Genomic DNA, 20,805 nt, shown 5'->3' with positions numbered 1-20,805 from the left:
AGCATTTATTATTATTCCCCGATCGCGTAGAAATTCTAATAGTTAGGATTCTAGATGAGAAACTGGCACATCTTCGCTTCCTAACTTGTTGATAAGTATCTCACTCATTGTTTAGAAATAGTTCACCAATCTATAGCAGTCCTAAATCAGTTGTGAAAATTTTGAAATAGCACGTTCTTACTGATTAATTCTCAGCTATTGATTGGTGACTAACCACTAACCACCGAATTTCTACAACCCAAATGGGACAGCTATATCACTAATCTTTACCTGAACAATACCACGATCTAGAACATTGAATAGTTCAAAATGTAGCGATCGAATTAAAGTTTTGTTGCTTACTTAGAAGCGATCGCTTGCTCTAAATTCACCTGATTGGCACACGTTTGACCCTGCTCAATCTCACTGATATTTGAAAGTGTCGTTTCGGCAATATTCTGCAAAGCTTCTTTAGTAAAAAATGCTTGATGAGCCGTAATCAGCACATTTGGAAAGGTTAATAACCGCTCAAACAAGTCATCTTGAATAATTTGATCAGATAGGTCTTCAAAAAATAAATCTGCTTCTTGTTCATACACATCTAAAGCTAGAGAACCAATCTTTTGAGACTTTAATCCATGAATGACTGCTGTTGTATCAATCAGTGCACCTCGACTGGTATTAATCAACATTACGCCTTTTTTCATTTGAGCGATCGTGGTCTGGTTGATCAAGTGATGCGTCTCAGGGGTTAAAGGACAGTGCAGAGTAATGACATCTGAGTCAGTCAACAGTTTTGTCAGGTCTACATATTTCGCCCCGGTCGCCTCACAAATAGGATTGGGATGCACATCATAAGCGAGAACTCGGCAACCAACCCCTTGCATAATTTGAGCGACAATTTGACCAATTTTTCCAGTGCCAACGATACCAATTGTGCGATCGTGCAGGTCAAATCCTAACAGTCCTTCTAGCGAAAAGTTGCCCTCTCGAACCCGATTGTAGGCGCGATGAATTTTGCGGTTGAGGGTTAACATTAGTCCGATCGTATGTTCTGCCACTGCATGGGGTGAATAGGCTGGAACACGCACGACCCTTAGTTTCAATTTGACAGCAGCCTTGAGGTCAATGTTGTTGAATCCTGCACAGCGTAAAGCAATTAATCGAGTTCCATGTGAGGCTAAAATCTCTAGAACATGGGCATCCAACTGATCATTGACAAACACACAAACGGCTGGAAATCCTTTTGCTAAAAGTGCAGTCTCTGGACTCAGACGAGGTTCTAAAAAGACCAAATCGTGCTCATAGTCATAGTTAGCAGTAATCAAGAATTGGCGATCGTAAGGCTTCGTATTAAAGACAGCAACTTTCATAGGAAGATGGGGAAGATTAATTTTGAAACGAATCGCAAACTGATGAGAATCTAATCAACAAAGCTCTCTGAAAAACGTGACTTCTTAAACATTCGAGAACCAAAATAGCAACCCTCCCCATTTCCTAACGGTTATTCATTTTCTAACATCTGCTTTGCCTTTAAAAGCTGCTGCCGATGTTCTTCTTTTAGAGCCGGATACTCCAAGTCGAGAGAAGCCAACTTAGTACAAATGATGTCAGCTACTGCTAACCGAGTAAACCATTTGTGGTCAGCAGGAATAATATACCAGGGAGCCGCCTCAGTGCTGGTATGGTTGAAGACATCTTCATAAGCATTCATGTAATCATCCCAAAAGCCCCGCTCTTTGGCATCGTTGGCTGAAAACTTCCAATTTTTTTCGGGTTGATTAATTCTGGCTAAAAACCGCTTCTTTTGCTCTGATTTTGAGACATTGAGAAAGAACTTAAGAATGATAATGCCGTTGTCAACAAGGTACTTTTCAAAGTTGTTGATCTCTGTAAAACGGCGTTTCCAGATGTCTTCCTTAACGGCTTGAGTAGGTAATTGTTGCTTTGCCAAAATCTCTGGATGAACGCGCACCACTAGCACTTCTTCGTAATAGGAACGATTGAAAATTCCAATCCGACCACGTTCGGGAAGTGCTTTAGACGATCGCCACAAATAGTCGTGATCTAAATCTTCTGAAGACGGAGCTTTAAAGCTAAAAACTTGACAGCCTTGGGGATTAACGCCTGACATCACATGCTTGATCGTGCCATCTTTTCCGGCGGCATCCATCGCTTGAAAGAGAATTAACACAGCATGAGTATCTTGTGCATAGAGGATATCTTGAAAAGCAGCCAAGCGCTCTACATCACTTTTAAGTTTCCCTTCGCTTTCTGCTTTATCTTTATAATCACCTGTGTATCCAGGATTATAATCTTTAGCTAAAGAGATTTTTGCACCTGGAGGAACGATGAGACGATCGTATTTCATAACAGCCTCCGATCATTTAATTGAGTCATGATCAACAGTAGCGGTTAGCCGCCAATAGACCACTATCTTGAGAAGGGGAAACATGATCAATTTTGCGCCGTGGGATGCTTTACTTCGTCGATATGTCGATGATCGGGGGCGAGTAGATTATCAGTCCTGGCAACGAGAACAGCCCGCAGCTCTAACCAGTTGGCTGTCTGAAATTGCGTCCCTAAATCAGGTTGATGGAACGATCTACGACCAATTAGCATTGTGGATTAATCTATACAATGCCTTTACGATTTCTAAAATTTTGCGGCGATATCCAATTGATTCAATTCGTCCAAACATCTTAGGAATTCCAAACTGGATTGCGTTTCTGAGATTTTTTATGCAGCGATCGTACTCTGTAGCGGGTATACATTACAGCCTGGCCCAGATTGAAAACCAGCGTTTGAGAACTTTAGAAGATCCTCGAATTCATTTTGCGATCGTTTGTGCATCGATCGGCTGTCCGCTGTTAAGAAATGAGGCTTACTATCCCGAAAAAGTTCAGCAGCAATTAGAAGAAGATGCTCAACAATTTATTAATTCAGAAAAAGTTCGGTATGATTCGGAAGCTGATACGCTTTATTGCAGCAAGATCTTTAAATGGTATCGAGCCGATTTTCTCAAAGCTTCTGATTCGATTCAAGACTACATTCGCATCTATCTTAAGAATGATTTGATCAACCCAAAAACCTCAATCAAATATCTCTACTATGACTGGAGTTTGAATCAGCGAACATCCTCATAAAATTGCTTCAAATACTCTGTAGAAACTCCCATTCCCCAAAGAATGCCGATGTATAGATAGATGCCTGTTGCCTTCCAAGCGCCCCATTTTCTGACGCGACGATCGGAGCTTTGTACCACGCGATCGACTTGCCAAATGCGTCCTTTTTGCAGCAGTTTGCGACACAAATCACCATCTTCCATAATCGGCAACGCCTCATCAAAACCGCCACAGTCCCAAAAATCAGTCCGACGACAAAACATCACCTGATCGCCAAACAGCAGGCGCAGCCCTTTAACAAATAAGTGAGGTCTAAACAACAAGGGAGCGTAGTAAGTTTTGAGATAATTGTGCAGCGAAATTCCCCAGCGAGTCTTTTGCTCTCCAACCATCAGCGAAATGAAGCCTCCACAAGCAATTTCGGGGTTTGTTAGCGTTTGCTCCATCACTGAGACGACATCATCGGGCACCCAGGTATCTGCATGAAGAAAACATAAAATTTCTCCTGTTGCAGCATTCGCGCCAGCATTCATTTGAGGAGAACGTCCGCGTCGATCGCTCTGAATAATTTTCGTTTTGATAGCTGAATGAATCGATTCTAAATAACGTTGTGCAAGGGCGATCGTGTCATCCTGACTGCCACCATCCACGATGATAATTTCCCAGGCAGGTGGATGCAAAACCATGAGCTGACGCAGCGTTCGTTCTAAACAAGCCGCCTCATCTAGCGTAGGAATGACGATCGATACCTGAGACATGGTTCTCCTCTTTGTTCTCTTCTATTGAGGCTTTAACCCAAATAGAAAGCGTATCCAGTTCAGTCGTTTGATAGTCAAATCGTACAATACGATCGTGATCACAACAGTTGCTGTACTAATTATCAAGAACTTTTCTACAACCCCAATTTTCCACTGAACCACATAAAAACTAATCGCAACGAGAACGGATTGATGCAACAAAAAGATTGGATACGAGGCTTGATTGAGATACGTTAGAAAACGGTTGTTAAAACTTAAATAACGTTGTCCCAATGCGAGTAGAGCAATCACCCAACACCACGAGTGAACGCCGCGAAACATTTGATACACCACATATTCAAAAGAATAACCACGCACTGGAAGCAAATTTGCAATACTCAGACTCAATAAAATAAATGTTCCGATGATTGCCAACGACAATGAGAGAATTTGATGTCGATCGATTGCTTTCTCTAATCGATCGTCTGAGCTGAGAACAAACCCGTAAATCAAATAAGTTAGATACAGCAGCACATTCGCCCAATCGTCATACAGATTTTGAAAGCCAAACCAATGAGGTCGCAGCGTGCCTTCAATGATCGCTAACGGGATAGCGGGTAAGAAAATAGCTCCCGGTTTTTCGAGAAAGCCGATCCAATTTGAGTATTCAGGCTGCTTGCGCTTAAGAAGCAATAAAAAAGGTAGCGCGACGATCGACAACACCAGCAGATAAATGACAAACCACAAATGCGCCCATTCAAAATTACCGTTTGGACGAATGCCATTAAAAAACTGAGGATAAAACTGAAGATACGACCCCTGAAATTGATGGTGACTGAGCAACTTGTAATAAACCTGGGGCGGCACCAAAACTAGAGTACCCAATACAAAAGGGACAAACAGGCGCTTGAAGCGATCGCTGAGATATTGATGGGGCGATCGTCCCTGGAGCGCAAACCAGGTGGCTGACCCCGACAACAAAAAAAATAGTGGCATGTGCCACTGATGAACAAAAAAGATAAAGGCTGTTAAGGCTGGACTGAACGGATCATTCTGAATATAAAACTCGCCCAATTCACCCCGATAAAAAACAGCCGCCGCATGAAAATAAACCAGCAGCAATACAGCTAAAACTCTTAACCAGTCTAGATCGTAGCGTCGGTTTGGGGAATTCACGGAAGCGCAGCAATTGAAAAAAGTTAACTAAACGCTAACAGCTAAAATGCAAGGCGCGGTCTAGCTCTCAGTAACGTTTACTTGAACCTGCATTTCGACGACTCTGGCTGGAAAGGTCGGCACGCTCACGGTTTCGTCGTCTAGACATTGACCTGTTTGTAGGCTGAAGTTTTGTTTGTAGATGGGAGAAGCGACCTTGACAACGCCGTTGCGATCGCCCACCAGTCCCCGTGACAAAACAAAGGCTTTGCTAAACGGATCGTAGTTAGCGATCGCATACACGTCATCGCTTTCACCGACTCGAAAAATAGCAATCTGCTCTCCTTTGACGAGGGCACAAACGCCTGTATTCGGTAAGATTTGATCAATTGAACAAACAGTAATCCACTGAGTCACGGTTTCTGAATTTGGGAGTGCTTGGATCATAGAGATGAGGGATGAAGGATGAGGGATGAAGCCAGATCAATCAGAGTTAATGGTTTGTCTTGAACCAATCGATTTTTACAGTCGATCGCCTGTTTTCAACAGTTCCTTTTCGTGTTCAAAGGCGGGGCGGGTTTGGCCGCGTTCCTCAATTTTTACCAGGCTGGGATCGGGTTGGTCGGAGTTGATGAAATGATTGAAGCGAGCTAACTTTTGAGGATCGGCGATCGTCGCTTTCCATTCGCAGGCGTAGGTGGCAACTTGATGTTCCATTTCGGCTTCTAGCTCGGCGCAAATACCCAGTGAGTCGTCAATGATCACTTGTTTGAGGTAATCCAGTCCGCCTTCTAATTTGTTGAGCCAGGTAGCAGTGCGCTCCAATCGGTTTGCGGTGCGAATGTAGAACATTAAGAAGCGATCGATGTATTTAATTAGCGTTTCTTGATCGACATCTTCAGCAATCAGTTGAGCGTGTTGTGGTTTCATACCGCCATTCCCACAAACGTATAAATTCCATCCTTTTTCGGTTGCGATAATGCCAAAATCTTTGCTTTGAGCTTCGGCGCATTCGCGGGTGCAACCAGAGACGGCAGATTTGAGCTTGTGGGGGGCGCGCAGTCCTCGGTAACGGAGTTCGACAGCGATCGCTAAACTGGTTGAGTCTTGCACTCCAAATCGACACCAGGTGCTTCCTACACAGGATTTCACGGTTCTCAAGGCTTTGCCGTAAGCGTGACCCGATTCAAAGCCTGCGTCGATTAGTTTCTTCCAAATGTGAGGTAACTGATCGACTCGTGCGCCTAATAAATCAATTCGCTGTCCGCCTGTAATTTTGGTGTAGAGTCCAAATTCTTTAGCAACTTCGCCCAAGACAATCAGCATTTCTGGCTTGATCTCGCCGCCCGGAATGCGCGGAATCACCGAATACGTCCCGTCTTTTTGAATATTGGCCAGAAACGCATCGTTTGTGTCCTGCAAGCCCGCGTGAGGCTGATTGAGAATGTAGTCATTCCACGCAGACGCGAGAATGGAAGCAACGGCAGGTTTACAAATTTCGCAGCCTTTCCCCTGTCCATGTTGCGCCAGTAGAGACTCAAAGGTTTGGATGTGTTGTGACCTGACTAAATGATATAGCTCTTGTCGAGAATAGGAGAAGTGTTCGCAGAGATGATTTTTGACCTCAACGCCTGCTTTTTTGAGTTCTGCCTTCAGCAAGTCTGTGACTAACGGAACGCAACCGCCACAGCCTGTTCCGGCTTTTGTGAATTTTTTGAGGGTGCCAATTTCGGTAAAGTTATTTTCTTGAATGGCGCTGCAAATTTGTCCCTTTGTCACATTGTTGCAGGAGCAAATCTGGGCGGTGTCGGGCAGTCCTTCAACGCCCATTGAGACGGCGGCTTTTCCTTCGCGGGGCGGCAACAACAAATCTTCGGGATGAGGCGGCAGTGTGATTTGGTTTTGCATCAGTTGCAGCAGCGTGCCGTAGGCCGACGCATCCCCAACCAGAATGCCGCCTAACAAGCGATCGCCCTTTTCATTCAGCACCAGTTTTTTGTAAGTGCCCTGGACAGAATCGACGATCGCAAACTCTTTGGCACCGGATGTTTTGGCAAATCCATCTCCAAAGCTGGCGACATCAACACCTAGCAGTTTCAATTTAGTAGACATATCTGCACCCGTAAAGGTGTTGCTACCTTGATTACAAAGCTGATTAGCCGCGGTACTGGCCATCGCATATCCTGGAGCCACTAAGCCATAAATCCGATGATTGTGAAGGGCACACTCGCCGATCGCTAAAATATCAGGATCAGAAGTCTGACAGCGATCATCAATGACAATACCGCCGCGATCGCCAACGGCTAATCCGCACTCTCTAGCCAGTTCATCACGAGGACGAATCCCCGCAGAAAACACAATCATATCAGTGGGCAGTTCGTCACCCTCGGCAAAGCGCATTTTTGTGACGCGCCCATTTTCATTCACAATTTCAGTCGTGGACTTTTGAGTATGAACGGCAACACCCAGTGCTTCGATTCTGTTTTTGAGAATAGTTCCGCCAACATCATCGACTTGGACAGGCATCAAGCGAGGGGCAAACTCGACGACGTGGGTTTCTAAGCCCATATTTTTGAGCGCGTTGGCGCATTCCAGTCCCAGCAGTCCGCCGCCAATCACGACACCCATTTTGCACTGTTTGGCGTAGGCTGACATGGCTTCTAAGTCGTCGATCGTTCGATAAACAAAGGTGCCAGCGGTGTCTTTTCCGGCGATCGGCGGCACAAATGGATAGGAACCTGTCGCCATCACCACTTTGTCGTAGTGAATCACCACACCATTCGCTGACGTGATTGTTTTGCCAGTGCGATCGATGCGTTCTGCTTTGTCACCGATGTAGATTTGAACGTTATTTTCCTGATACAACCCCGGCTCGACTAGCGACAGATCGGCTGCTGTTTTTCCGGCAAAAAAGCCACTTAAGTTGACGCGATCGTAAGCGACACGAGGTTCTTCGCAAAAGGTGATCAGGTTCCAGTTTTGGGAGGCTTCTTTGGCGATCATTTCCTCCAAAAAGCGGTGCCCGACCATGCCGTTGCCAATGACAACCAAATTCTTTTTAGTCATAACAGGAGTTTTTGTAGCACATTCCTTGTTAAGACTAGGCGGAGTTCTAAATTGTGACTAGCCCCTAATTGTAGTGGGTGATACGAAAAGTCCTATAGCTATTCACAAGCTGCATGATCCCAATTCGATTTTTGCATTCAGGATGGGATCTTAATCATTTCGTCTGAATTGAGTTAGAAAAAAGGTTTGAAGGCGATCGACATTAGGTGCTTAAAATCTTTCTACTGTCCAAATCTCAATTCATCCATCTCACTAACGTCTCCAGATTTTTGTAGCAATGCAACCTGAGCGAATAGTTCCACAGTCACCTCTAATCGCTCACTCAAGCCTCTCCTGACCAAAGCATCTTGAGCCGCCTTATAGCTACAAAGAATCTTCTGAGTTTGACGATGCAGATCAATTGAATCTTGATGATAGCGATAGAGATATAAAGGCTGCGATAAATGATAAATGTCGGTAACTTCTGATAGCTTTAGAATCAAATCATAGTCTTGACTAAACTCTAATTCAGGATTAAATCCTCCAACTTGATCATACAAACTTCGACGCATCAACCGAAAATGCATCACCATAAAGCTGACCAACAAGCGATCGCGGGAGTAGGGAATCTGACACCGAGAACCATACTCGACTGGCTCTCCCTGGGAGTCGATCGTGATGTAATCGGTATAGACCAACCCAACATCAGGGTTGCTATCCAGAATCGCCTTTGTCTGTTGTAAAGCTTCTTTGGCAAGTAGATCGTCACTGTCCACAAGCCCAATATAAGTTCCGGTAGACAGTGCAACGGCTTTGATTAAAGAACTGACTCGTCCAGTGTGTGGGGCAGCAATTAGTCTAATTCGATCGTCTTGATCTGCATAAAACTGAGCGATCGCCAACGACTGATCTGTAGAGCCGTCATCCCAGATCACAAACTCGAAGGAGCGATCGATTTGAGTCAAGACGCTTTCGATCGATAGGCTCAGATATTGCTCACGGTTATGAATCGTCATGATCAAAGAGGTGTCAACCATTTGAGTTAAGCAACGGACTCTACCAGTTTTGCCAAGAGCGACCTTGCCACTCACCAAAATTATGGAGAAGTTAGGTGTAATGAAGCATAGGAATCGCATAAAATCTCCTTAAGCTAGTGTTGCATGTACTTATCTCTTGCTATCAAGCTACGGTTCAAATATCTGATGGCTGAATTTCAAGGAAACTACTGTAATGCTGAGTGCTTTCTGGGTTTACTAATAAACTCAAAATTCCTTGCCAACCTTGTCCGTGTCCATCTGTGAACGACCAAAGGCTGACATAACTATTCTCGTTCTGGCTGATAACTTGTAGCTGCCAACCTGCTTGCTGCATCTCAGTGCAATAATAACTGACCAATCCTGCTGATGAAAGTGATGTGATGAAACATGCAGTGGTTATAGTAGTATTTATGGTGCCCCTTCTTTCTGTTCGACGAACTTCAGTTTGAGCAGCCCGTCCTAATGATGGGATGGGTTGCTGACTCAATTTCTCCTGAATCTGTGAGCGAACACTTTCTCTAGGTGGAGTACTCACCTGTTCAGGTGGTGGAGACCAGGAAAGTCTCACATCAGAACAATTGAGCATAGCTGAGTCAACTGCTATCGAGAACTGAGTTCCCTGAGTTGAATGAAAAAAACCGTTCCGAAGGGTTTCCAAGTGCGTAGAGGTTTCAAACCCAATTTCTGCATCATCATTCCAAGCCGACCATTGTTGCCAGCCCAGGTTGATGAGTTGTTCAGCTAACTGTTCACAAACCTGTTCAGGCGAGAACGGTACCTGTAAAAAGACCCAAATTCCGTTAGGCTCTTCAAAGCCCCCCAGGATCTGAGTCTGCGCTGGAAACTGCAACAAGACAGGAAATGTGGAGGGCAGTTGCTCGATCCATAACTGCTGGGTTTCGTCGGGGAGGAAGGTGTCAGACAAGAATTGCCACAGAATAGCTTCTGGAATCGATTCCGTTGAGGCGACTGAAGGAGAAGAGGATGAGGGGAAGAGCCTCTCAAAAACTGTATCCAAGTTCAGCATTTCCAGGTTAGCAGTGTACCAATTAGGGTGGTCTCTGTCTGCAACGAATCTAAGAAATAGTTGCCACAGGTGGTTGCGGCGATCGCGCAGCGTCCAAACACTCCAGAGCAGGTGTTCTTGTGTTTCCCTTGTTTGTCGTGCCCACCCTGCTTGCATCAATTGGCTTTCGTAATGAGCCAGCAAATCAAGACCGCTCAACGATGTTTCGATCTTAGACGTGCTATGCCAGCTTTCGTTTGACCCACCCCCGCGTCGTCCTTGAAGATCAGCATCTGTGGGTGGAACCTCAGCATCGATGGGTGGAATCAGATAAGGAAGCGGTAGCTGATTCAATTCATTCGTCTCCCAGTCCGCCTGACAAGGGGAGCGGTAGGCATTCTCATCAAATAGTTTGAGTTTGATGAACGTAACGTTCTCCGCCATCCGACGAGTTTGCAGGGTGAGGGCAAGCGGTCTCTCCGAGTAATCCGCAGGAGGTTGCGGGCGATAGCAGAACGTAAGGAGGGAGGTTGAATCGTGCCTTAAGCTGTGCCTCATGGTAGATGTACGAACAAATAGTAGATTAAAATCTACTCGATCTTCATCTGAGCGCTTCTGAAGCCAGCCCAAGGTGCGTAAGCGGTTAGAGTATTCAACCTTGATGGACAAGGGAGGCTGAGGTGACTGCATTAAAATCGTAAACGTTGCTCCTTGCCGCAAACTTGCCGTGATTTGAGACTGTTCTAATAGAGGTAGCTCGATCGGGAGTCCCTCTGGCAGTTGTCCTAACCAAATCTGTCGTAAATAAAGAGGTTCGATTCCACCTAGTAGATGCAAGGCGAGTTTCAATGGGACTGGGCGAGAAGATTGAGGCATTATAGTATGTCCGGATAGTGGGTTCTGAAACCATACCTATGCACGAGTGAAGCTTAATGGCTCTAATGAATTGACACCAAAAGATCTCAGATTCTCCATCAACAACATTCCTGGGTTCAAATTTGTGAAAAGGGGAGTTCTTCAGGTTTTGATATCAATCTCAGTAGCAGGGAACATGAACCTACTATCTGTGCTAGTCCTTAGAAGATTTTGACTAAGAAAATTCAAGCGATCGCTTCTCTAATGATGCGCTGAGCCTCTAGTTCAACTGTAAACCTCAGTTTCTTCTAGGCCTAATGATGACTGCTGCTAATGGCACTATCTGTTCAAGTAGGAAAGTTAGGAAACACATTGCAGTGTTCTGTAAAAACTCTCAGAAGACGCATTATTCGTTCTTTTCCTGGATTTAGCTCTTCGTAAGCGGGTAAACTCGTCAACAATTTAAGCTAAATACATCGATACTGCGAACGTTAGGTTAATCGAAGAGGACTTTCTACCGTAGAAAGACTCATCTTGATAATCGACTTTCCTGTAAACAATATACAACGCTATAGCAAAATGAAAATGGACAACTGATATTCGATCGCTCAACCCTCACTCACTTTCCGTTCTGTCACCAGCGTTAGACTCACCCATTCTCCTTGGCTGTTGTAGTTGCGAATTAGGCGTTGGCGTTGGTCAGATTCTACAAGCCATCCCACTTCCAAAAACAGAGGGTTACCTTTGCTAATTTGTATTGGACACGTCGAAGAAGCCCCATCAGGAAGGAGCAGAACCTGTATCGGTTGGGAACCGCGATCGAACAGCAGTTTTGAACCCTCGATCGTCCCTGTAGAAGTGATTTGCCTAGTTTTATCAAAAGAGATTTTCTGAGTAATTTGGTTGCCGTCTTGATGCAAATTTAGGGTAGTTGAGTAGGTTTCTGGCTCTCGTAAATCGGCGTAAATAGTGGTAGCGGAACCGTGCCATTCTCCAAGCAGACTTTCTAGCGTGAGGGGAGATTGCTCTGGAGCATTGCTGCCCGTGCGTTTTTCTCGAATCAGCGTTAATGAATCAAGCTGACCGTCGAGATCAAAGAGTTGCACCAGACGCAGACGACGATCGCCATAAAGCAGCGCCAATTCTCCTCCAAACTGTGAAAACGGAGCCATCTGAATCGGCCCCTGCGAAAAGGCTCCCGTCTCAAAAAACTTCAAACCGCCGCCCACGGTTGTGTAGGATAACTTGACTTCTGGCTTACCTGCTCGACGTAGATTTAGATGCACCGTTTGGCGATCGTCTAGTTCCAAACTCAATACAGAAGGCGTGTCACTCAAGGTTTCTCCCTGGGGCGACAGTTGCGTAAATGATCCGTGCCATTCGCCTAAGTTTTGGAGGAAACAATCCCATTGAGGTTTCATGCCTGTGTCCTGCTAATGTAAATTCAATGAAGTTGTTCACTACAATTTCGATTTGAGTTGCTCCCTTGTTTAGTCTACAGAATTAGGATTCTTGTCTAAAAGTCTCCCAATAACGAAGCCAAAACCTGTAGGGTATGTTAGGCCGCGTGAAACGTACCGATCTCAATCACCCGCTTAATCTTCTATTTTCAAGCAGGTCTAATCAAGCTGCAAGAAAAATTAATTGAAGAACAGCTTATTTCAACCGTTGGCGGTGCGTTTCGCTTGGCTCAACATACCCGATGTAAGTCGATCTATCAATTCAAGTTTTAAGCCTGCACGCCCGCGTAAGAGGCTCCTGGTAGAAAGGTGGCCATATACTTCTCGACTCCTTTGGGATTGGAGAGTAACTGGGCTGACACCTCGATCGCTTGCTGACCTGGATAGGCATCTTCAACTCCATCAGACACCGCTTGCAGGGCGACTTTGACCACTTCGACCGGGGAAACTTTGGGATCGGGCCAGTCTTTTGCAAGCGACGTGTCTACCGTTCCGGGTAAAACTGCAACAACCAACGTTCCTTGGGCAGCCAGTTCTGCGCGAACTCCTTGAGTCATTGAGAGAGCGGCAGCTTTGGAGGCACTGTATGAGCCACTAAACGGTAAATGGGCCCGAGCCAGCAGCGAGAGAATGTTGACGATCGCGCCTCCCCCATTTTTCTCAAGCACTGGGGCAAAAGCCCGACACATCGACAACATCCCAAAGTAGTTGACTTCCATTTCGGCTCTGGCCGCGTCAAGATTGGATGCAGAAATCACCCCCTGATTGAGCGAGGTTCCGGCGTTGTTGATCAGCAGGGTGACATCTGGACATTGGGCAGCAGCTTGAGTTACCGATTGCACGTCCGTCACGTCTAGCTGAACAGGAATAATGCAGTCTGGATCAAGGGCAACGAGGGCGGCTACTTTTTGAGGACTACGGGCAGCGACATAAATCCGGGCGGCTCCTCCTGCTTTCAGGGCTTCTACAAATTGAGTGCCAATCCCGCCGTTTGCGCCTGTAACGAGGGCGATCGAGTCTTTGATTTGCATTGAGTAGCTCCTTTCTGTAATTTACGCTGTTCATAACAGACTTTGAACTTTGGACTCTAGACTTTAGACAGGAAAACACTTTGGGTCTCTGGACTAATGTCTCCGGACTAATGCGCTAACGAAGTCCAGAATATAAGGCGAACTCGATTCCCGTGAATTCGTTTTCAATAACTTTAGATTTTGGAGCAGTTTTTGGGCAGTCGATTTGACAAGGAACTGGGAAACGATCGGGTCACACAGCCTCTAGTTCCGAAGCCACGATAAAGCCACTTCATATTAACCCGGCGATGAAAGTTATCAGAGGCAATCTAAAATGTTTAAGGGTTTCAGCCTCAAAAATGCACTCTCATACCCAATCAATTTGTTAATGCTACAGATCCTTCGCCCCCTAAATCCCCCATTCTGGGGGACTTTGAGAATCCGATACTGCTTTGGCTTGAAGTCTCCCACAAGTGGGGGATTTAGGTTGCTCTCCAAGATCTGTAGCACTCAAAGATCAATTTGGTATCATGATTGCCGGAGTAATATTTGCATCTCTTTGAGCTTTTGTTAACGTCAGTTCGATGAGAGGGACTCGCTTCGTTAGAATCGCCTTCAGCCCCCTAAATTTCCCAAAATTGGGGGACTTCGACCCAGAAAAAGTTCCAGAGCTTAAAGAAATGATGCTGATTCAAAGTCCCCCAGAATGGGGGATTTAGGGGGCGAATCCCTCAATGACGAGGCGAAAAAACTCTATCGAATTCACGTTTTATTAGAAATGCGCTCCTAACAGTTGAATAAGGAACGATCTAACTAATGCGTCAACTAACTAATGCGTCAACTTTTCAACGGTTGCTTGATCGCTGACCAATTGACCATCTTCCATGTGGACAATGCGATCGGCGATGTCAAGAATTCGATTGTCGTGGGTCACGAGTAGAATCGTGCAGTTTTGTTCTTTTGCAAGTTTTTGCATAATCGTCACTACGTCGCGCCCCGATTGACTATCCAGTGCAGCGGTCGGTTCATCCGCTAAGACGAGTTGGGGATGACTGACTAAAGCACGGGCGATCGCAACTCGTTGCTTTTGTCCGCCAGACAGATTTTCGGGGTAGTAATGAGCGCGGGACTGCAAGCCAACTGACGCTAACATTGACAGCGATCGAGCTTGGCGATCGGGCAGTGCAATTTGTGGATGTAGTTTCAGCGACATGGCAACGTTTTCCCACGCTTTGAGACATTTGAGCAAATTGTGAGATTGAAAGATAAACCCGATCTGACTTCGCACCTGCCTTAATTTTTGCTTGTTTGCGTTTTTGAGTTCTTGATCGAGGACGGTCAGGCTACCTTCTTGCAGCGATCGCAGTGCCCCAATCAAGGTTAACAGTGTCGTTTTGCCGCTACCCGATGGGCCGGTCAAAATCACGATTTCACCAGACTGTACCTCAAAATTAATGTCTGTCAACACTGACTTTCGCAGGTCTTTGGCACCAAAGTAATGATTGAGATTGCGAATTGAGATTACGGGAGACATCGGCATACTCTAAAACACATCTGCGGGATCTGCGGAGCGAAGTTTTCCAGAGGCGATCGCGGCGGAGACCAGACACATCACGAGCGTTAATGCAAAAACAGTCACTGCAATCTCAAGGCTCATGATCAGTTCTAATCGAGTCAATTGACCCAAAAACGCATACATTCCCAACGAAGCGGCATATCCTGGAATAAACCCCAGCACGCCTAAGATCATCGCTTCTTGAAAGATCACAATCAAGAGTGCGATATCAGAATAACCCATCGCTTTTAGCGTTGCATATTCTGCTAAATGATCATTCACGTCTGCATATAAGACTTGATAGACAATAACAATTCCTACAATCAATCCCATGATGGTGCCAAACCCAAAAATCGGCCCGACTGCGGTTGTTTCCTGAAATTTTAGTTCTTTATCAATGAGTTCTTTGTGGGTATAGGCTTTGATGCCGGGGACGTTGGCTTCGATTCCTGCTTTGACCGCTTGAAGGTTGGCTCCTGGCTCTAGTGTGATGATGCCAATACTGACTTGTTGCAGCACTGTTGCCCCAAACAACTCGGCATACGTGGATTCGCTCATGATTAAGTTGCCTGATCCCAAAAAGAAAGAGTTTCCTAGACTAAACAGTCCGACGACTGACACCCGACGATTGTTGAGAACAGCCTTCACCGATCCTGTTTGCTCAAACAGTGGAACGATCGGGCCAAAATCAGGTTTAGCCAATCGATCAAACAAAATCTGATTAGGAACCGTCAGACGATGCTGTTGCTCAATCACCTCTGGAATATTAAAAACCGATTGAGTTGGGTTAAAGGCATAAACTCGCCCTTCAAACGACTTTTTTTCGGCAGAATATGACCAGGATGTGGGCGAAATGTAGAGGGGAGTTGTAGCAGCCACGCCTTTGACTCCTGCCGCCTGATAGAGACGAATGCGATCGAACCCATTTGCACCTAAAAACTCTGTACTCGGATTCAATAAAAACAAATCTCCTTTGAGACTTTTAGGCAAAACAGTCGCGCCACCGCTAAAGAGTGACAGAAATCCTAGCTGCATAAAAATCAGCACATTGGCGAAGGCAATTCCGCCCATTGCAACCGTCAACCGGACTTTTTGATGCGATAGCTGCGACCACGCCAAAGGACGCTCTTTAAAGACAGCAAACTTGCTCAGTTTCATAAGGGCAAAAGGTTAAAAGACTGGATTGATTAGCGATCGCGACCCGTCGGAATTTGATCAGTTTGACCAGGGTTCGCGTTTTTAGAAATTTCTAGTTTGATTTTCACTTGCATGTTCGTTAGTGATGCAACTTTTGCGTTATCACCTTTGTTAATTCTGACTTTAACGGCAATCACTCGCGCATTTTGATCAATCACAGGACTATTAACAGCGCTGGCATCTTGAAGTGACTTTTTGCCAATCTGTAAGCCAACCTGCTCAACAACTCCCTTAATCTCGCCTGCAAAGCTACCATACTCGCTGGTAATCGTCGCTTGTTGTCCCGATCGGACTTTGGCGATGTCTGTTTCTGATATCTCTGCGATCGCAAACATACGATCGGTGCGGGCGAGTTCGACAATTCCCTGGGTGGTGTTGACCTGCTCACCAACACGGGTATTAATTTTGAGAATCTGTCCCGCGATCGGAACTCGCACCTGGGCATCTCTTACATTCGCTTGTTGCTGCTCAACGGCGATCGAGGCTTTCTCCAATTGAGCCTGGGCAATCTCCACATCCACAGGGCGAACTTCCTGCAACTCAGAAAGTTTTGCCTGCTCTTGATTAATCTCTGCGGTCAGGGTCGTGGTGGTTTGGGTGAGTTCGGCAGTGCGTTCGGTTAGCGTGGCTTGAGCCGTGGCGACATCTCGTCGAGCAAGATCGACATCGGCTCGATTGATGGCTCCTTCTCTCAATAGAGATTGGCGACGATCGAGGGTCTGCCGCGCCTCTCTCAGGGTAGCTTCCGCGCTGCCGATCGCGGCTCGTTGTCGGAGAATTTGCCCCTTGAGTTGGGCTTCTAATCGCTCGATCGCAGCACGCTGGGCAGTAATCTGAGCTTTTTTGGCATCACCTTGCGTTACTTTTTCAAGTTCTGCGATTCGTAGACGCACATCGGCTTGAGCATCTCGCAGATCAGCTTCTCGGCGATCGATGCCCTGCAAAATAGCAATCACCTGATTCGCTCGCACAAACTCTCCTTCTTTAACCAGGATTTGATTGACTCGGCTATCTTGGGCGTTGGGGACTGATAGTTTGATCACTTCGCCTTCTGGCTCAATCCGTCCTAAAGCAACGACTGACTCGATCGCGGCTGCTTGTGCTGGGTTTTCGGCAGAAGAGTTTGGCGCATTGGTACTGCAAGCGTGACACAGCATGAGAATGCTAATAGAAATAGAAAGTCTAACAGAGTGACGAATCGCATTAGAAAAGTATAAGAATGCTACCATTGATGAAATGGGTAAACGTTGCGACGAGTTCAGTATAGCGATGATACACTCAAAAGACCATTTCTGAGAGTCATGAAACTCAATGACGTTTGGAGTTTAAACTCGTGACGAAAGTCATGATCTAACAGAATTATTTCAGTCTAAAATCGTGGGAAAGAAGTCGTGTGTGGATTATGCGATCGCCCATCCAGCTAGATACCAGTTCTCCAAAATCATTGAGTCTAACCCTACGTTATCTCGATTGGAGCTTGATCGGTGTTGGGCTGCTATTAGGATTATTGGGCGAAGGCTATGCCTATCCACAAACGCTCACTTTTCAAACCTGCATTGCCAGCGTTGCCTATATTATTCTCAGCTTTTTTATTCCGATTAATGGTTCGATTAGTCAAAGAAGAATCTATGTATCGATCAATCTAATTCTGGCGATTTGGCTTTCGTTGGTGAGTCCGATCGCAGCAATCCTACACTGGTCGATTATCAAAAGCTGCTTCTTACTCAATCTCAAAGAAGTTGTTCTAACGATTGCATTAACGAGCATTTTTTATGTGGTGGGCACGCTCTGGAGCATTCCTCAGTTTTCTGAGATGCTGACAATGAACGGAATTCAAGTGCCTGATGCCCCAAAGCTCATTTTGATGGGAAACATCGCTTATTATCTGGGCGCTTGCATCTTCTCGATTTTGATGAGTTTGTTGGTGATGGCAGAGCGCAAAAGCCGACAAACCTCAGAACTGCTTGCTACAGAAGTTGAAACCCTCGCAGCCAGTTTAGAACGATCGCGCATCGCCCGCGAAATTCATGACTCATTAGGCCACACGTTGACCACGCTAGACATTCAGATAGAAGTTGCTCAACGGCTACAACAGCGCAACCCCGAAAAAGCGCTACAGGCTCTAGAGAATGCCAAACGCTTATCCAGTCAGTGTTTACAAGATGTGCGATCAACGGTGCAGACGATTCGACAGCCGACGTTTAATCTCAATCGAGCCTTGACCACCCTTGTCGAGCAGGTTAATCAATCGCAGCAGTTTGCAATGCACGTCGATCTCGATTTGCCCGATCTGCCGCTCAACATCAGTCATCCGCTCTATTGCATTATTCAAGAAGGTTTGACGAACATTCAAAAACATGCCCATGCATCTTCGGTCAGTCTTCACGCTGGGACAGGTGCCAACACGTTAATCATCGAACTCGACGACAATGGCCGAGGATTTGAGCTTGAAAAACCGCGATCGGGCTTCGGCTTGCAGGGCATTGAGGAGCGCGTTTCTCTCTTGGGCGGCGAGTTTACGCTGTATAGTCAACTTGGACAGGGCACCCAACTTCGAGTAAAAATTCCACAATGATTCGATTGTTGTTGGTCGATGATCAGCCTCTTTTTCGGCAAGGACTTGCTGACTTGTTGGAGTTAGAAGACGATTTGCAGGTTGTCGGACAAGCGGAGAATGGAACGGTCGCGATCGCGCTCACGGCTCAACTTCAGCCCGATGTGATTTTAATGGATGTGCGAATGCCGATCTGCGATGGCGTGACGGCGACTCGTGAGATTCATCACTGCTATCCGTGGATTCGGATTTTGATTTTTACGACCTTTAGCGAAGATGAATATGTGTGGCAGTCCCTTCAGTTTGGGGCGTTAGGCTATCTGCTCAAAAGTACGCCGTCTGCTCAAGTAGCCGCAGCGATTCGTACGGTTTATCAGGGGCATAGTCAACTCGGCCCTACGATCGCGTCTAAGGTGTTCTCAAAGATTTCTGTCCCTCTGCCAAAGCAAGATTATCGACATCTTTTTAGCGATCGTGAACACGAAGTTCTCATCCTAATTTCTCAAGGAAACACCAATCAAGAAATCGCCCAACGCCTCCATCTTGCTGAGGGAACGGTTAAAAATCATGTGTCTCGCATTTTGTCTCAGTTAGGGTTGCGCGATCGGACTCAAGCAGCACTTTGGGCACAACAAAATCTTTAACCAGATGGGTAAATCTATTAAAGAAACTCTCCTAAAGCGTTTGGTATCGCATTCCGGGCAATTGGGACACTAAGCCCAACATTTCTAACTGAAACAGAGCGCTGGAGACGAGTCCGGCGGCCATGCCTGTTTGCTGAACAATCGCATCAAAGGCAGCCGATTCGAGATTGGATTGGGTGACGATCGTGCCGACTGATTGCAATACTTGAGCCAATTCAGCACTCAACTCCAACAAGGGTTGGGCAGATTTTGCGGCATCGAGTTGAGGCATCGTTCCCAATAGTTCTAGCAGTTCTGACTCGCCGAGAATCATCTGTGCGCCTTTGCTGATCAGGGTCAGACAGCCTTTTGATTTGGCATTGTCGAGGCTGCCAGGAAGGGCATAGACATCGCGTCCATAATCGTTGGCAAGATAAGCTGTGATCAGAGCGCCTGATTTTTTGGGAGCCTCAATCACCAAAACTGCACGACATAACCCTGCCACAATCCGGTTGCGTCGAGGAAAGTGAGTGCGATCGGGCTGCGTCCCGTTGGGATATTCGCTCAAGGCTAGACCGTTCTCAATGAGTTCTTGATAAAGCTTGCGATTTGACCACGGATAGACGACATCGACACCCGTTCCTAAGACGGCAACTGTCTGACCGCTGGCTTCTAGACAACTCTGGTGAGCTTCGGTATCGATGCCTTCTGCCAGTCCTGAGACGACGATGAAGCCATTTTGTACCAGCGATGCGCTTATTTTTCGCGTCCAGCGGCGACCATAGTCAGAAGGGTCACGAGTGCCGACGATCGCGATCGCAGGTAAATCTGTCAGATCTTTGATCATCGAAGGTTTGCCGCGATAATACAGAACGGGCGGCGGATCGGGGATTTCTTTCAGCAAAGCGGGATATTCGGGGTCGGCGGGTGTCCAAAACTGTGAGTTTTTTTGTTCGTGCTGTTGGAGCAGGCGATCGGGTTGATAGTTGTGTCGATCGGTGGCGATCGCTTCTGCGGTCAATAGTCCAATGCCTTCGACGGCTAGAAGTTGATCAGGGCGAGCATCCCAAGCCTCTGACAAACTGCCAAACTCCTGGTAGAGTCGCTTAATCAAAATCGGCCCCACATTGGGAATTTGCGCCCAAGCCAGCCAAAATGCACGTTCCTGAGTCAATCTCCTACCCTCGCAATCTGGTAATTTTGAGTTGAGTATTCCCTCTATGGCGAGTCTTCTGTCATTTTTAGGGGCTGATTAGAAAAGATAAATCAGCGAAGCTGGACTAGAGAGCCGTAAATCAGTGGAGTATGCGATCGACGACTCTCTAAACCTCTACAGTTGAATTGTCTTTTTGTTGTGCAATTCCTCCAAATGTATTAATGAACCAGCGCCCATGACAATATCGAACTTCATCAGAGAACGTTGCACTTGATAGCCCGCTAACACGCGAATCACTTGATATTCAGTCG

17 protein-coding genes are annotated in these 20,805 nt (G+C 46.2%); 3 read left to right on the top strand and 14 right to left on the bottom strand.

What is annotated here, in order from left to right:
* Positions 1-338: 338 nt before the first annotated feature.
* Both ACJ2PR_RS17040 and ACJ2PR_RS17035 read right to left on the bottom strand, forming a co-directional pair.
* On the bottom strand, positions 339-1,352 hold the full coding sequence (locus ACJ2PR_RS17040; RefSeq protein WP_446877883.1) for a 2-hydroxyacid dehydrogenase: 1,014 nt from the start codon (positions 1,350-1,352) through the stop codon (positions 339-341).
* A 131-nt stretch (positions 1,353-1,483) separates the two neighbouring features.
* A complete protein-coding gene (locus ACJ2PR_RS17035; RefSeq protein WP_446877882.1) occupies positions 1,484-2,350 on the bottom strand; it encodes a polyphosphate kinase 2 family protein in 867 nt (288 codons plus the stop codon).
* An 82-nt stretch (positions 2,351-2,432) separates the two neighbouring features.
* Here ACJ2PR_RS17035 and ACJ2PR_RS17030 point away from each other — a divergent pair, with 82 nt between their 5' ends.
* Entirely contained in the window at positions 2,433-3,125 is a 693-nt protein-coding gene (locus ACJ2PR_RS17030; protein ID WP_446877881.1) for a DUF547 domain-containing protein, read from the top strand.
* On the opposite strand, the gene ACJ2PR_RS17025 is transcribed toward ACJ2PR_RS17030, so the two are convergent.
* The 11 genes from ACJ2PR_RS17025 to ACJ2PR_RS16975 form a co-directional block, all read right to left on the bottom strand.
* Positions 3,107-3,862: a TIGR04283 family arsenosugar biosynthesis glycosyltransferase gene (locus ACJ2PR_RS17025; protein ID WP_446877880.1), complete on the bottom strand. Its 756-nt coding sequence runs from the start codon at positions 3,860-3,862 to the stop codon at positions 3,107-3,109. The two genes, ACJ2PR_RS17030 and ACJ2PR_RS17025, sit on opposite strands and share 19 nt — an antisense overlap.
* A gap of 21 nt (positions 3,863-3,883) precedes the next feature.
* Positions 3,884-5,017 carry an acyltransferase family protein gene (locus ACJ2PR_RS17020; RefSeq protein WP_446871131.1) on the bottom strand — a complete coding sequence of 378 codons (1,134 nt, stop codon included), beginning with the start codon at positions 5,015-5,017 and terminating at the stop codon, positions 3,884-3,886.
* A 60-nt stretch (positions 5,018-5,077) separates the two neighbouring features.
* Entirely contained in the window at positions 5,078-5,443 is a 366-nt protein-coding gene (gene nirD, locus ACJ2PR_RS17015) for a nitrite reductase small subunit NirD (protein ID WP_446877879.1), read from the bottom strand.
* A 75-nt stretch (positions 5,444-5,518) separates the two neighbouring features.
* Positions 5,519-8,062 (bottom strand): nitrite reductase large subunit NirB, encoded by a 2,544-nt coding sequence (gene nirB, locus ACJ2PR_RS17010; RefSeq protein WP_446877878.1) that lies wholly within the window; start codon positions 8,060-8,062, stop codon positions 5,519-5,521.
* A gap of 221 nt (positions 8,063-8,283) precedes the next feature.
* Positions 8,284-9,078, bottom strand: a complete 795-nt coding sequence (locus ACJ2PR_RS17005) for a glycosyltransferase (protein ID WP_446877877.1) — start codon at positions 9,076-9,078, stop codon at positions 8,284-8,286.
* Between the two features lie 154 nt (positions 9,079-9,232).
* Positions 9,233-10,960, bottom strand: coding sequence for a hypothetical protein (locus ACJ2PR_RS17000; protein WP_446877876.1), 1,728 nt, complete (start codon positions 10,958-10,960; stop codon positions 9,233-9,235).
* A gap of 587 nt (positions 10,961-11,547) precedes the next feature.
* Positions 11,548-12,360: a DUF3598 family protein gene (locus ACJ2PR_RS16995; RefSeq protein WP_446877875.1), complete on the bottom strand. Its 813-nt coding sequence runs from the start codon at positions 12,358-12,360 to the stop codon at positions 11,548-11,550.
* Between the two features lie 308 nt (positions 12,361-12,668).
* On the bottom strand, positions 12,669-13,430 hold the full coding sequence (locus ACJ2PR_RS16990; protein ID WP_446877874.1) for an SDR family oxidoreductase: 762 nt from the start codon (positions 13,428-13,430) through the stop codon (positions 12,669-12,671).
* A gap of 808 nt (positions 13,431-14,238) precedes the next feature.
* On the bottom strand, positions 14,239-14,949 hold the full coding sequence (locus tag ACJ2PR_RS16985; RefSeq protein WP_446867999.1) for a DevA family ABC transporter ATP-binding protein: 711 nt from the start codon (positions 14,947-14,949) through the stop codon (positions 14,239-14,241).
* Positions 14,950-14,952: 3 nt separating this feature from the next.
* On the bottom strand, positions 14,953-16,122 hold the full coding sequence (gene devC, locus ACJ2PR_RS16980; protein WP_446877873.1) for an ABC transporter permease DevC: 1,170 nt from the start codon (positions 16,120-16,122) through the stop codon (positions 14,953-14,955).
* Positions 16,123-16,151: 29 nt separating this feature from the next.
* Positions 16,152-17,390 (bottom strand): HlyD family efflux transporter periplasmic adaptor subunit, encoded by a 1,239-nt coding sequence (locus ACJ2PR_RS16975; RefSeq protein ID WP_446877872.1) that lies wholly within the window; start codon positions 17,388-17,390, stop codon positions 16,152-16,154.
* Between the two features lie 173 nt (positions 17,391-17,563).
* Between ACJ2PR_RS16975 and ACJ2PR_RS16970 the strand changes: the two genes are divergently transcribed.
* Both ACJ2PR_RS16970 and ACJ2PR_RS16965 read left to right on the top strand, forming a co-directional pair.
* Entirely contained in the window at positions 17,564-18,736 is a 1,173-nt protein-coding gene (locus ACJ2PR_RS16970) for a sensor histidine kinase (RefSeq protein ID WP_446877871.1), read from the top strand.
* Positions 18,733-19,359 (top strand): response regulator, encoded by a 627-nt coding sequence (locus ACJ2PR_RS16965; RefSeq protein WP_446867995.1) that lies wholly within the window; start codon positions 18,733-18,735, stop codon positions 19,357-19,359. The genes ACJ2PR_RS16970 and ACJ2PR_RS16965 overlap by 4 nt, the downstream gene beginning before the upstream one ends.
* 31 nt (positions 19,360-19,390) lie before the next feature.
* On the opposite strand, the gene dprA is transcribed toward ACJ2PR_RS16965, so the two are convergent.
* Positions 19,391-20,512: a DNA-processing protein DprA gene (gene dprA / locus ACJ2PR_RS16960; protein ID WP_446877870.1), complete on the bottom strand. Its 1,122-nt coding sequence runs from the start codon at positions 20,510-20,512 to the stop codon at positions 19,391-19,393.
* Positions 20,513-20,805 lie beyond the last annotated feature (293 nt).

The sequence above is a fragment of the Phormidesmis sp. 146-33 genome (assembly GCF_052939515.1).
The sequence above is the reverse complement of the archived record's forward strand: the minus strand, read 5'-3'. Positions and strand labels throughout refer to the sequence as shown.

Excerpts from the sequence above, each read along its gene's own strand:
- ACJ2PR_RS17040 (WP_446877883.1), bottom strand. The coding sequence starts at position 1,352 with ATGAAAGTTGCTGTCTTTAATACGAAGCCTTACGATCGCCAATTCTTG.
- ACJ2PR_RS17035 (WP_446877882.1), bottom strand. The coding sequence starts at position 2,350 with ATGAAATACGATCGTCTCATCGTTCCTCCAGGTGCAAAAATCTCTTTA.
- ACJ2PR_RS17030 (WP_446877881.1), top strand. The coding sequence starts at position 2,433 with ATGATCAATTTTGCGCCGTGGGATGCTTTACTTCGTCGATATGTCGAT.
- ACJ2PR_RS17025 (WP_446877880.1), bottom strand. The coding sequence starts at position 3,862 with ATGTCTCAGGTATCGATCGTCATTCCTACGCTAGATGAGGCGGCTTGT.
- nirD (WP_446877879.1), bottom strand. The coding sequence starts at position 5,443 with ATGATCCAAGCACTCCCAAATTCAGAAACCGTGACTCAGTGGATTACT.
- nirB (WP_446877878.1), bottom strand. The coding sequence starts at position 8,062 with ATGACTAAAAAGAATTTGGTTGTCATTGGCAACGGCATGGTCGGGCAC.
- ACJ2PR_RS17005 (WP_446877877.1), bottom strand. The coding sequence starts at position 9,078 with ATGGTTGACACCTCTTTGATCATGACGATTCATAACCGTGAGCAATAT.
- ACJ2PR_RS17000 (WP_446877876.1), bottom strand. The coding sequence starts at position 10,960 with ATGCCTCAATCTTCTCGCCCAGTCCCATTGAAACTCGCCTTGCATCTA.
- ACJ2PR_RS16995 (WP_446877875.1), bottom strand. The coding sequence starts at position 12,360 with ATGAAACCTCAATGGGATTGTTTCCTCCAAAACTTAGGCGAATGGCAC.
- ACJ2PR_RS16990 (WP_446877874.1), bottom strand. The coding sequence starts at position 13,430 with ATGCAAATCAAAGACTCGATCGCCCTCGTTACAGGCGCAAACGGCGGG.
- ACJ2PR_RS16985 (WP_446867999.1), bottom strand. The coding sequence starts at position 14,949 with ATGCCGATGTCTCCCGTAATCTCAATTCGCAATCTCAATCATTACTTT.
- devC (WP_446877873.1), bottom strand. The coding sequence starts at position 16,122 with ATGAAACTGAGCAAGTTTGCTGTCTTTAAAGAGCGTCCTTTGGCGTGG.
- ACJ2PR_RS16975 (WP_446877872.1), bottom strand. The coding sequence starts at position 17,390 with ATGGTAGCATTCTTATACTTTTCTAATGCGATTCGTCACTCTGTTAGA.
- ACJ2PR_RS16970 (WP_446877871.1), top strand. The coding sequence starts at position 17,564 with ATGCGATCGCCCATCCAGCTAGATACCAGTTCTCCAAAATCATTGAGT.
- ACJ2PR_RS16965 (WP_446867995.1), top strand. The coding sequence starts at position 18,733 with ATGATTCGATTGTTGTTGGTCGATGATCAGCCTCTTTTTCGGCAAGGA.